Below are 13,137 nucleotides of genomic sequence, written 5' to 3'. Positions count from 1 at the left end.
AGCGAAACAAAAATTTTAAATAACATCGATTTATGTCTATTAAATTAAGATTGACCATTATGAGCTTCTTTCAGTTTTTTGTCTGGGGAGCATGGTTGATTACAATAGCAAACTATTGGTTTGGCACAAAACAATGGGATGGTACACAATTTGGAGCTATTTTTGCAACCATGGGGATCGCTTCTTTATTTATGCCTACCCTGATGGGAATAATCGCCGATCGTTGGATAAATGCCGAGAGATTATATTTTATTCTTCACTTATGTTATGCAGGTGTTTTATTCTATTTACCTCAGGTAAATGATCCAAACACCTTTTTTTATGCGATGCTTGCGGCAATGTGTTTTTATATGCCGACTTTGGCCCTATCCAACTCCATTGCATATACGGCATTAAATGAAAATAACTACGATTTGGTCAAGGCATTCCCCCCCATCCGGGTTTTCGGAACGATAGGCTTTATCGTTGCCATGTGGATCACCAATTTAACAGGCAACAAGGCCACAGCTTATCAATTTTATATCGCCGGAACCGCAGCTTTGGCTTTAAGTCTCTATGCTTTTACATTACCTAAATGTCCACCGAAGAAGTTACAACAGGAAGATGCTTCCTGGACACAACTATTAGGCTTGGAAGCATTTAAACTTTTTGGAAATTATAAAATGGCTTTATTCTTTATTTTTTCCATGTTCTTAGGTGCCGCACTCCAATTGACCAATGCCTACGGTGATGTGTTTTTGGATGAATTTAAATTCTACCCTAAATTTGCAGAATCTTTCGTTGTGAAATATTCGACCATCATTATGTCGATTTCACAGATATCCGAGACACTTTTTATTCTTGCTATTCCATTTTTCCTCAAAAGATTCGGTATAAAAAAGGTCATGCTGATTTCGATGTTTGCCTGGGTATTACGTTTTGGATTATTCTCATTTGGTGACCCTGCAGGCGGACTTTGGATGATTGTATTATCCTGTATCGTCTATGGTATGGCATTTGACTTCTTTAATATCTCAGGTTCTTTATTTGTTGAAACCTCCACAACATCACGCATACGCAGCTCGGCACAAGGCTTATTTATGATGATGACAAACGGTTTCGGTGCCGTTGTAGGCAGTTTTGCATCGGGTTGGATCATTGACCACTACTTTACCAAAAGTTTTCAAAACAGCAAAGATCTCGCACAATACCTGGATACAACAATTGATAATACCCATTTTCTACATTTTTTGCAGGAAAAGAGTATTTCCATATTACCTGACGGCATGTTAAGTGGTAATCTCATGCTAAAAGACTGGCATGACATCTGGCTTGCATTTGCCATCTACACCTTGGTTATAGCAATCTTCTTTGCTGTATTCTTTAGACATAAACACGAGCGTGAACCGCTAAACTCAAAATAACCGAAAGCCGCTAATTGCGGCTTTTTGTATATTTGTAACATGCAAAGCACAGCAACGGAATTATTCAAAGATTCCCAATCCTACATCTATAACTGGACATTTCAATGGATTAAACAACTTGGTCTTGATAATCAGGGGAGCCACTTTGTTAACTCGATCCTTTTACTCTTACTGGTTATCCTGTTTTTGATCGTCATTGACTATTTCACCAAAAGAACGTTACTCCTGTTAACAATCAAAGCCATCAGGCGAAGCACAAATCGCTTTGATGATCTATTGATCCGCAATAAAACGCTGAAACTTATTGCTCATTTTGTTCCGATATTAGTGGCACAATATATCATGCCCATTATCTTCATGGGTTTTCCAACCTGGAAAGAAAACAGCAATAAAATACTTGACATAGCAACGACCGTCGTCAGTTTACTGATTATCCATTCGCTTCTGAAAAGTTTACGGGACATGCTGCGCATGAAGAAATCTTTTGCCGACAAGCCCCTGGAAAGTTATTTACAGGTGTGCCAGATTATCCTATTATTTATCGGTGGGACGATCTGCTTTTCGATATTGACTGGAAAATCCCCTTGGTCCTTCTTATTATCCTTGGGTGCCGCGTCAGCAATCTTGATGTTGGTATTCAAAGACACTATATTGGGATTTGTTGCCAGTATACAAGTTTCGGCCAATGACTCCATCCGTGTCGGCGATTGGATAGAAATGCCTAAATATGGCGCCGATGGAACTGTCAAAGAGATTAACCTCAATAATGTGAAAGTACAGAACTTTGATAAGACTATTACGACGATACCAACACATACGCTATTGTCGGATTCTTTCAAAAATTACAGGGGTATGCAGCAATCGGGCGGGAGGCGCTTAAAGCGAGCCATAAACATCAAAATTTCCACGATCCGTTTTTTGGAAAATGAAGAAATTGAAAGGCTCAAAAATATACAGATTCTGCGGCCTTATATCGAAGAGCGTGCCAAGACAATTGACCAATTCAACACGGAACAGCAGATAGATCAATCAAGTCCCATAAACGGCCGCAAAATGACCAATTTAGGGATGTTCAGAGCTTATACACTCACCTATCTACGTCAAAATCCCAATATTCACAAGACCATGCCCTTGATGGTACGTCAGCTTGCTTCAACCGAACACGGTGTTCCGGTCGAACTTTATTTCTTTGTAAATGATATCCGTTGGGAATATTACGAAGGAATTGTTTCGGATGTATTCGACCACTTATTTGCTGCAACAAAATACTTCGACCTGGAGATCTTTGAAAATCCGGCATCAGATGATTTCCGACAAGTTATCCGACAACAAAACCTTCATGACTTCGCAGACCAACAGCGGTAGAAGCGAACTGAAAGTTCTTTCCCGCCAATAACATCAGTCGCTTTCAGAAAAAAAGCCGCTACCGCACTGACATTCATATACCAGGTTAACAGCTTAACAAAGTTTGTAGCTGCAAACTGGATAAAGTGTATAAAATGGATCGTAGTAGAAGGACTTAAATTTTGGCAGCATAATTTAAAGTGAAAGGTCTAAAAACAGTGAAAGGTAATCTGGGGAGATTACCTTCACTTTAAAAACAAACTAAATTTTCAGACGTGTTTCACAACAGATCTACACATTAACCCTAACTCTTTATGAATCAAAAATTACTCTATACAAATATAGGATGGTTATGTTAAGTGCATCTTAAGCTATCTTTAAACTTAAAACAACTCTACAACCGGTTATTTATCTCACTTCAATAGTCTTCGTTGCCAGGTGTACTCTATTGAAAAGATCAACAGCCTGAACCTCAATCTGATATTTACCAGCTTTTAATTTGGGCAAATTAGCCGTCCACAGATGACTGGATTTTTCAGGGTTTGAAGGTCTACGCGTATTCTTTAATTCAGTTGCTGTATCATACTTAGCCAAAGAATTTAGAAATGCTGGATCGTTTTCATTGACAAAATCCATTTCCTTCCATTCGCCCTGATTGATTCTATACGTTACCTTGTCACCTTCCTTTCCAATAAAAAAATTAGCGTATATCGGATATCTCTTTGTGTATTTTTCTGGAACGACCGATGCTCCGTATAAATCGATCTGATACGTTGCCGGCTTACCTACAACCTTATAATCAAAACTGTATTGGTTGCCCTCGATTTTTAAAATGGCATACCCTTTTGGTGTACCGTCCCGCATTGTGGAAACAGGAATTCCCTTTTCATTCAACTCGCCCGAATACCAGTCACCAGAAGTTGTACCTACATTATATTCGTGATGTGGCTTTTCTTGTTTCCATCCGTCCTTTTGTCCATAAAAATATTGGCGCTGAAAGTGTGTATGCGCGGACAAAGATAAGGTATGCTTAAATGGAGCCAAAATATCAAACAGACGTTGTCTATCTTCGTTACGAAAGACATCTGAGTTTTGATGATATAAAGGAATATGAAATGCCAATACAATCAATTTATCTTTAGCTACGTTTTTTAAGTCATTTTCCACAAAATCAAGCTGATCTTTACGGAATCCACCTAAATAACCTTTACCTGTCCGTGGATTCGGGTAAATGATATTATCAAGAATGATAAAATGCGTGTTTCCATAATTGAACGCAAAGTTATTGGGACCAAAAGTCTGCTCGAACGATTCATCGGAGAGGCTATCCTCTTTGGCATCATAGTTCATATCGTGGTTTCCCATGACATTATACCACGGCAATCCCATCGTGGAAATCACCGATTTATACTTTGGCTGTAGTGAAAGATCATCTCCCACTAAGTCGCCTAAGCTTATTCCAAATTTCGCAATTGTCTTATCTGAAATTTCATTGATCACACCATTTTTGAAATAGGCCAGTTCTTCCACTGTGTAAGCCTGTGGATCACCAAAAACAAAAGCTGAAAAGTTAGGATCTTCATCTTGTTGGTACAATGCAAAATTTACAGCAGCCGGAATTTTCCCTGTAGCAGCAACAGCAGGATATTTTGAAGCTGGACTACCATTTAACTTATGGATATAATAAAATTTTGGATGGTTATTTTCATCCAAAGGCAAAGCGTAGCCTGTCGGTTTAACCACGAAAATGATGTTGTCATTTCCAACAGGCAACTGATAATTGCCATCTTTATCGGTTGTCGTCACCTCACGCCCGTTACTAACAGCAACGGAAGCAACGCCTCTTTCGTTTTTATCCAATTTTCCGTTTTTGTTTATGTCTAGATAAACTTTTCCTTTCGCAAAATCTTGGGCCTGCACCGCGTTTACGAATGCCCAGGAAATTGCTAATGCCAAAAATGCTTTCATATGAAATTTTGTTTTGGCGCTAAAGTATTCGATTCAGGTTAAACGAGTATAAAGAGAACATCAAGAATTCATCAAAAAACAGAAAGAACGATATAACATCAATGTATTAGTTAACCCATATTTAACAGTATAATCACAGGGATTTCATACATCTTTCATGGGGTTTCATCCAAATGAGGCCCCTTCAGGTTCCCATTAGCTTCCTATTCCCCCTATCAGTATGTATGTTGTTAGCTGATAAATCGATCTTCTTGCCCTTGCTCCCTGACGAATATTGGGCACAAAAAAAGAGAAACCAATTGCTTGATTTCTCTCTTACCCTTGGGGTTTATTTCTTAACTATCGGGCTTGCGCGGTTGCCAACATACGGTTGACTTCATCGATCATTGATTTTGCTGCGTCGTGCATACGCGGGTTGCCTGCAAAATCTGCATCTAAAGTAATATGCTTGGATTTATCTTTATAGTTGTACTCTAAATAAAAACGTGGAACTTTAGAATGTGTTGAATCCTGCTGCCATTCAGGTCCAGTCATATCGGTATCCAAGTTCCAAAAGCCGAGCTCCATTGCTTTGCGGTGCAGGTACAATAAATCGTCTTTTGTAAATTTTACAGTATCGGTAATTAAAGAATCTTTTTTGTCTAAATACTTATAGATGCGTGTTTTTGAATTGTATTCGTTGACCATGTGGTTCGGCTCGCCGTATTTGAATTCAATGGATTCAAAATCAGCAAAACGAAAAGGGGCATTTTTGATCATATTACTATAGTAATAAACACAATACATCAAAAACGGTACAATAATACATAGGCCCAAAAAAATCTTCTTACTCTTGATTGTCATTTCTATAAAATTTTGACAAAAATAAGGATTTATATAGGGTATAAAAGTTTATATCAAGATATGACATAAAACCTACATGAAATTCACGCATTTAGATATTTGGAGAGCCCGCATCAACAAAGGTCTTAGCATACCAGCTGTCAGAAAGATCAGAGATAATAACGCCTTTCCGTGTCGAAACATGAACAAACTTATTATTATGCAGGTATACACCTACATGATCTATCCCATTTCGTCCGAAAGAAAAAAACACGAGATCTCCTTCTTCAAGTTTATCGACCTTTTTTCTCTTTACTATTCCTTCCATGTCACGCGAAGTCCGGGGCAAATTCCCTTTGTATACTTCAATATAGAGCAAATTAACAAACCCAGAACAATCTACCCCCGATTTGGTCTGTCCACCCATACGATGCGGTATGCCCATCCAATCGTCAATAAATGAATAAAGGTGCGGATTTAGTTTTTTTGTACTCACATTGAGTAAGTCTGCATAATTGTCCAGTCGGGATCCGGAAAAGGTTTTTCCGCGCGCTGAGCTCGCATCTGTCAATACCGCGCCATTGGAAGAATGTGTGTTGGAGCTAAGTACCTTTTTCTTCGTTGAACAACTGCTCAAAAATAGAACTGCACCTAAAAAGAAGATAAAATAAGATCTGACACTCATGCTGTTCGATTTACGTTCTTGCTTAACAAACTTACTTGCCTAACAAACTTAATTAAATTGCTGTTTATATCCAATAAATTTGCCCACTGCTAAAAAACAATTTACCCCTATGACCGCTGCTATAAAGCCGTCCCCTGCAACATGCTACGACGAACAGCAATGTTTCCAGTCGATGAATTTCACCTGTTGGATGCATTTACTCCTTACTGTTAAGCTTGTCCCCGAAGATTGCTTTTCTTGATAAGAACGTTAGATAAGAAAAAGAATTGTTCAGAAATCGTAACTTTGACGCCTAATTTATTTGAGAATGGAAAAATTAAAAGGTGCATTAGCTGTCTTTTTAGGTGCGAGTAGTTTTGGGATACTATCAACGTTTGTTAAAAAAGCCTACGGTAAAGGGTTGACTTTAGGAGAGGTAACGGGAATTCAGGTATTGTTTGGCATGCTTATACTGTGGCTTATCTATATTATCATCAAACTCTTTTCTGCAAAGTCATTTCACTCTTCAAGCAAGAAATCTTCATGGATCAAGATATTAATCAGTGGTACCTCTACCGGTTTGGTGAGTATCCTCTATTACAAATGTGTACAGCTTGTTCCGGCTTCGTTGGCCATTGTACTGTTGATGCAGTATATCTGGATCGGTGTGCTGATTGAATTTATCTTTTTCAAGGCAAAACCTTCAAAAAACAACCTGATTGGCATCGGCATTGTACTCATTGCAACATTATTAGCGACTGGACTTATTGAAAAAGGCTTACAACAGCTCAACTTAACAGGTGTCTTATTTGGTCTTTTAGCGGCGACCGCCTATTCGGTTTTCATGATCGTGAATGGCCGTGTCGGCAATGACTATCACCCCATTCAAAAAAGCGCTATTATGGTAACGGGGGCCTGTATCATGGTCTTTACCTTATTTCCACCTGCTTATTTATGGAATGGTCAATTTGATGGTAACTTCCTCTATTTCGGCTTGATCCTTTCTCTATTTGGCACAGTCATCCCGCCTTTATTGTTTGCCTACGGCTTACCTAAAACAGGCTTCTCCTTAGGCGGAATATTGAGTTCGGCGGAGCTACCTGTAGCCACCTGTATGTCATTTTTTATACTTCATGAAAGTGTATCCACGATACAATGGCTCGGGGTACTTTTGATCTTGGGTACCGTCATATGGTTGAACGCAGCAAAGAGCAGTGCACATTAGGAGGGCAATCAATAGGGAAATTTTGGAATTCCTTTTAACGAAAAAAGGCAATCTTACTAGAGAAGATTGCCTTTTTTATATGTTATAAATCTTAATATGGTATACCCCTTAAAAAGATTAATGTGTCAGTGTCTCCGGAATTTCTTCTACCTCCACTTCACAGGAATCCGTTACGTCCATAAATTTAACCGGCACAACCTCATTCACCAATAATGGATCGTATAAGGTCCGTACTTTGACATAGTTTTTAGAAAAGCCATGCATATATCCATCTTTCTCATCGGCCTCAAACAAGACATCACCAGTCTCGCCAAGCTGTGACTCATAAAAAGCACGGCGCTTCTTCTCCGAAAGGATATGCAACATTTTGCTACGGTCACTACGTTGAGCTCCCGGTACAGCACCGTCCATTTGAGCTGCAATCGTATTCTCTCTTTCTGAATAGGTAAAGACATGCAGATAAGAAATATCCAAATCGTTCAAGAAATTGTACGTGTCGATAAAGTCTTCACGTGTTTCTCCCGGAAATCCGACAATAACGTCAACACCAATACAACAATTAGGCATCAATGACTTGATAAATGCGACGCGCTCTGTGTAAAGTTCTCTTTTGTACCTTCTGCGCATTAAACTCAGAATTTTATTGCTTCCAGACTGCAGTGGCATATGAAAATGTGGAACAAAACGTTTTGATTGCGCCACAAACTCAATAATATCATTGGAAAGAAGATTAGGTTCTATCGAAGAAATCCGAATCCTGTCGATACCTTCGACTTCATCCAAAGCCTTTACCAAATCCAAGAATCGGTCTTCACGCTTACCATCCCGAATACCAAAATCACCAATATTAACTCCCGTTAACACAATTTCTTTTACGCCTGAAGCTGCAATTTCTTCCGCTTGACGCACAATATCTTCGATCTTACCCGAGCGGCTTCCGCCACGTGCCAAAGGAATCGTACAAAATGTACATGAATAATCGCACCCGTCCTGTACTTTTAGGAAGGTACGCGTACGATCGCCAATCGAATAAGCCGAGACAAATTGATTGGTCTCATCGATTGGACCATTATAAACGATCGTTTTTTCCTGTTTCGTCAAATCATTGATATGCTCAATTATATTAAACTTTTCAGCTGCACCTAAGACCATATCCACTCCGGGAATCTCTGCAATCTCTTTTGGTTTTAGCTGCGCATAACAGCCAACAATCGTAATATAGGCGTTGGGAGAGTGCTTTAATGCTTCCTTCACTACTTTTCTACACTTCTTGTCAGCATTATCCGTTACCGAACATGTATTGATTACATAAACGTCTGCACGGCTATTGAACGCTGTAGTATCATAGCCCGCATCTTTAAATAAACGACCAATGGATGATGTCTCCGAATAATTCAGTTTACATCCAAGTGTATAAAAAGCTACTTTTTTATTCTCCATAATATTTTGCAAAATTACATTTTTTTTCAGTAACCGCTCTTATCATTTTAAGTTTTGACTTTCTCGTTATAAGGATTTTCCTTAGTTTTGACTATCTTGAAAGGCTGAATGCACCGGCGGCTTATTACAGGCAAACGAAATTAGTCCGGACATGATGTATTCAAATATTCCCCGATTGAGAATCAGACACATAAAATAGCGCTATTCGTCCCTATCCAGTTCGATTATAGCCTTGATATTTAGTATTTAATAATTACTTTTTTACAGATGAAACAATATTTAGATTTACTCAGACATGTATATACGAATGGTGTTGTAAAGACAGATCGTACTGGCACAGGTACCAAAAGTGTCTTTGGATATCAGATGCGTTTCAACCTTCGGGAAGGTTTCCCTTTGGTAACGACGAAGAAATTACACTTGCGATCCATTATACATGAGCTGATCTGGTTCCTTAAAGGTGAAACCAATATTCAGTATCTCAAAGAAAATGGCGTAAGCATTTGGGACGAGTGGGCTGACGAACAAGGAAATTTAGGCCCTGTATACGGATCACAATGGCGCTCCTGGCCAACACCTGATGGCCGCCATATCGACCAGATCACACAGGTGATCAACCAACTAAAAAATTCACCGGATTCACGCCGCATTATTGTATCGGCATGGAATGTTGCGGAAATAGAGCATATGGCACTCCCTCCTTGCCATGCTTTTTTCCAATTTTATGTGGCGCCAGCACAGCCCGAAAAAGGCATCATGAAACCACAATTGTCCTGTCAACTGTATCAACGCAGTGCGGATATATTCCTTGGCGTACCTTTCAACATTGCCTCTTATGCTTTGTTAACGATGATGGTCGCACAGGTTTGCGACATGGAAGCCGCAGCGTTTATCCATACTCTGGGCGATGCACACATCTACAGTAATCACTTCGAGCAAACGGAGCTCCAATTGAGCCGCGAGCCAAAAGCGCTACCACAGATGAAGATAAACCCTGAAGTAAAAGATATCTTTGAGTTCAAGTTTGAAGATTTTGAATTGTTAAACTACGAATCACATCCACATATCAAAGCTCCGGTTGCCGTTTAACAATGAAGGCACCTAATTTTGTAACAACATTATTTTAGCGGACGAATAATCACATTATATCAAAAATGAGCAACCCAACGATCACATTAATCGTAGCAGCGTCGGAAAACAATGCCATCGGAATCGACAACCAGATGCCTTGGCATTTACCCAACGACTTTAAATATTTTAAGAAAAATACCATTGCGCATTCTGTCCTAATGGGCAGAAAGACTTTTGAGGCCATAAGCAAAGCTTTACCGGACAGAAGGAATATTGTCATCACGCGTAATGCGAATTTCCAGGGAGAAGATATTGATGTAGCCAATAGTATTCAAGAGGCACTTTTATATTGCCGGGATGAACGCGAAGTGTTTATCATTGGTGGCGCAAACATTTATCAGCAAGCGCTACCCTTGGCAAACAAAGTGCTTTTGACACGGGTACACACAACCCTAAAAGGAGATGCTTTCTTCCCTGAATTGCCTTCCGAAGAATGGGAATTAATTTCCTCAGATTCGCATCAGGCAGATGAGAAACATGCATTTGCTTATACCTTTGAAGTTTATTCGAGAAAATAACTCCATGTTTACGAATATCAAAGCGCAATATCATGGGGCAAAAAGCTCCATGATATTGCGCTTTGATATTGAAAGCTATAGAAGAGCTTAATCTACAGGACTAAACAAGCGCAACACTTTGATCTAAAGCACATGCACAAATACTTCATCTTAATTTTCACCCTATTCATGTCAGACGCATACGCTCAGCAGATAGATACTGTTTACCTGGAAAAATTACTCCAAAGTCATCCTGATCTATTTCAAAACATATTAAGTCATCCGACGAAAAATGAGGTGCAGATTCTGTATACACAAATTGATCGTGACAAATCCAATAGGCCACATTTCAGATCTTATAGCTATCGACTGAATCCGAACTGGTATTTTTATCCCGCAAGTACAGTAAAGTTGCCGACAGCAATTCTGGCCTTAGAAAAAATCAACGACCTCCATCTAGCCGGTTTAACCAAAGATACTCCCCTCCGCATTGATTCTGCATTTGAAAAGCAGACTAAGGTTCTTGTGGACGAGTCGGCAGCCAATGGTCTTCCCTCTGTTGCACAATACGTAAAAAAAATACTGTTGACCAGCGACAATGATGCACAAAATAGACTGTTTGAATTTATTGGCCGTGCTGAACTGAATGCAAAACTAAAAAAATACGGCACCAAATACAGCCGTATCGTCAACCGTCTTGCCATTGGCGACAAAGGAATATGGGCCAAACACACCAATCCCATTACCTTTTACAATGGAAAAGATATCATCTACCAACAAGCGGCCCAATTCGACCCAAAAGACTATACCCTGAAGCTGGCCAATACATTTCAGGGGAAAGGTTATATGAACGATAAAGATGAACTTATTCATGAGCCCTGGAGTTTTGAGGGGCTTAATGTCTACGCACTCGAAGATCAACAGTTCATATTGAAGAAATTACTCTTTCCGGAAGCATTTCAGCCTAAAGAACGATTTAATCTAAAAAAGGAGGATTATGACCTACTCTATGACTATATGTCGCGCTATCCCTTTGAATCGGATTTCCCGAAATATGATCCAACAGAATTTTGGCCAACGTATAGCAAGCTCCTTTTTTATGGCCGTGAAAAAAATGCGACCTTAAATCCCAACATCCGGATCTTCAACAAGTATGGAGATTCTTATGGCTATAATATTGATAATGCTTATATCGTCGACTTTGAACATGGGGTAGAATTTATGCTCGCCGTTGTTGTGCAGTCCAATGAAAATGGCATCTACAACGATGGCCGCTATGAATACGACACAGTAACCTACCCTTTTTTAAAGAATATTGGGCAGGTAATTTATCAGGAGGAATTGAAAAGGGTTAAGAAGTTTAAACCCGATCTATCCAAATTTGATTACAGAAAATAAAACACACAAAAACGGCTTTCAATGTATGAAAGCCGTTTTTGTGTGTCGCTATTGCGGCATATTTTTATCTACTTTGGGCAGAAGGCTGCTTGCTTCAAGGTATTTTTGAAATAGAACTATTTCGATTGTAAGGCTGTTTCAATCAACTCGCCGTAAAAATCCCCCTCCTTCATTCCAAAAGCCCGTACCTGCTGCGGAATAAAGCTTTGTGGAGTCTGCCCGGGAATGGTATTAATTTCGATAAAATAAAATTTATCGGTATCGTTTTCCAAAAAGAAGTCCACGCGAACCATACCTTTACAGTTCAATCTAACATAGATTTCCCTTAAAATACGCGCAGCACGCTCCTGCTGTCCGATCGTCAGGTCTGCCGGCGTAATCTCCTCGGTTAATCCAGGTACATACTTGGCTTCATAATCAAAAAATTCGCGTGTAGTCCGAACTTCTGTAGCGGGCAAAACAACAAGCTCGCCTTTTGAATTCCGAAAAATTCCCTCAGAAAATTCGCGTCCTGTCACAAATTCTTCAACAATAACCTGTTTTCCTGTATTTTCCGCATCAAAAGCTTTGTCAATCGCTTCCTGCAGTTGTGCAGATTCCTTTACTTTGGTCATTCCGATACTACTTCCACCGGCATTAGGTTTCACAAAATAAGGGAGTGAAAGATTACTTTCGACGATTTTGAGTGCCTCCGGGCGTTGCGATTCAAACAGTAGGACCGATTTTGCCAAATGCAACTCGGGAATATCCGATAAGATCGCTTTTGTATACCCTTTATTCATAGTTAATGCGGACGTCAAGGCATCACATGAGGTATATGGAATATCTAATAAATCAAAATAGCTCTGAAGTCTTCCATCTTCTCCAGGCACACCATGCACCATAATAAAAGCTAAGTCAAAAGTCAAGATATCCCCATGCAATGGAAGGGTAAAATCAGCTTTTGAAATCGGATGACGCTTTCCGTCTAAATCTTCATAGTACCATGCTTCTTTGGTCACTGTAATCAAATATATATCGTATTTGTCGTGATCAAGTTGAGAATTGACGAAGGCAGAACTTTTAAAAGAAACTTCAGCTTCTCCTGTATAACCTCCAGTTATTAATGCTATTTTTGCTTTCATAAATTTTAGCGATTCGAATAGCAAATATAATTTGCTATACACGGAAAAACGAATAATTTTGTGAGGAATAATTTTATTTAATCATTCTGCAAACTTGGCTTTAATATTGCGGTTCTATGCA

11 protein-coding genes are annotated in these 13,137 nt (G+C 39.3%); 6 read left to right on the top strand and 5 right to left on the bottom strand.

The annotated features are described in order from the left end of the window. Positions 1–32 precede the first annotated feature (32 nt). On the top strand, positions 33–1,403 hold the full coding sequence (locus CBM24_RS05405; protein WP_075991314.1) for a nucleoside permease: 1,371 nt from the start codon (positions 33–35) through the stop codon (positions 1,401–1,403). A gap of 39 nt (positions 1,404–1,442) precedes the next feature. Beyond that, positions 1,443–2,768, top strand: a complete 1,326-nt coding sequence (locus tag CBM24_RS05400; RefSeq protein WP_088160443.1) for a mechanosensitive ion channel family protein — start codon at positions 1,443–1,445, stop codon at positions 2,766–2,768. Positions 2,769–3,155: 387 nt separating this feature from the next. Here the strand turns inward: CBM24_RS05400 and CBM24_RS05395 are convergent, their stop codons facing one another. From CBM24_RS05395 to CBM24_RS05385, 3 genes are all read right to left on the bottom strand, one after another. Further along, positions 3,156–4,715, bottom strand: a complete 1,560-nt coding sequence (locus CBM24_RS05395; RefSeq protein ID WP_075991312.1) for a calcineurin-like phosphoesterase C-terminal domain-containing protein — start codon at positions 4,713–4,715, stop codon at positions 3,156–3,158. Between the two features lie 339 nt (positions 4,716–5,054). Then, positions 5,055–5,558, bottom strand: a complete 504-nt coding sequence (locus CBM24_RS05390; RefSeq protein ID WP_228280036.1) for a hypothetical protein — start codon at positions 5,556–5,558, stop codon at positions 5,055–5,057. Between the two features lie 91 nt (positions 5,559–5,649). After that, a complete protein-coding gene (locus CBM24_RS05385; RefSeq protein WP_075991311.1) occupies positions 5,650–6,222 on the bottom strand; it encodes a C40 family peptidase in 573 nt (190 codons plus the stop codon). Positions 6,223–6,529: 307 nt separating this feature from the next. On the opposite strand from CBM24_RS05385, the gene CBM24_RS05380 reads away from it, so the two are divergent. Beyond that, positions 6,530–7,426, top strand: a complete 897-nt coding sequence (locus CBM24_RS05380) for an EamA family transporter (RefSeq protein WP_088160442.1) — start codon at positions 6,530–6,532, stop codon at positions 7,424–7,426. 117 nt (positions 7,427–7,543) lie between these two features. Here CBM24_RS05380 and mtaB read toward each other — a convergent pair whose 3' ends face one another. Further along, positions 7,544–8,866 carry a tRNA (N(6)-L-threonylcarbamoyladenosine(37)-C(2))-methylthiotransferase MtaB gene (gene mtaB / locus CBM24_RS05375; protein WP_075991309.1) on the bottom strand — a complete coding sequence of 441 codons (1,323 nt, stop codon included), beginning with the start codon at positions 8,864–8,866 and terminating at the stop codon, positions 7,544–7,546. 267 nt (positions 8,867–9,133) lie between these two features. Here mtaB and CBM24_RS05370 point away from each other — a divergent pair, with 267 nt between their 5' ends. From CBM24_RS05370 to CBM24_RS05360, 3 genes are all read left to right on the top strand, one after another. After that, positions 9,134–9,955, top strand: a complete 822-nt coding sequence (locus tag CBM24_RS05370) for a thymidylate synthase (RefSeq protein ID WP_088160441.1) — start codon at positions 9,134–9,136, stop codon at positions 9,953–9,955. A 65-nt stretch (positions 9,956–10,020) separates the two neighbouring features. Continuing rightward, entirely contained in the window at positions 10,021–10,515 is a 495-nt protein-coding gene (locus CBM24_RS05365) for a dihydrofolate reductase (protein WP_088160440.1), read from the top strand. A 168-nt stretch (positions 10,516–10,683) separates the two neighbouring features. After that, positions 10,684–11,892, top strand: a complete 1,209-nt coding sequence (locus CBM24_RS05360; protein ID WP_232475687.1) for a serine hydrolase — start codon at positions 10,684–10,686, stop codon at positions 11,890–11,892. Positions 11,893–12,008: 116 nt separating this feature from the next. Here the strand turns inward: CBM24_RS05360 and CBM24_RS05355 are convergent, their stop codons facing one another. Beyond that, the gene (locus CBM24_RS05355) at positions 12,009–13,016 is read right to left on the bottom strand and encodes a D-alanine--D-alanine ligase family protein (RefSeq protein WP_088160438.1); all 1,008 of its coding nucleotides are present in this window, start codon (positions 13,014–13,016) and stop codon (positions 12,009–12,011) included. Between the last annotated feature and the right edge of the window lie 121 nt (positions 13,017–13,137).

The sequence above is a fragment of the Sphingobacterium sp. G1-14 genome (assembly GCF_002196555.1).
Taxonomy (GTDB): Bacteria; Bacteroidota; Bacteroidia; order Sphingobacteriales; family Sphingobacteriaceae; genus Sphingobacterium; species Sphingobacterium siyangense.
Note: the sequence above shows the minus strand (reverse complement) of the source record. Positions and strands in the feature narration are given on the sequence as shown.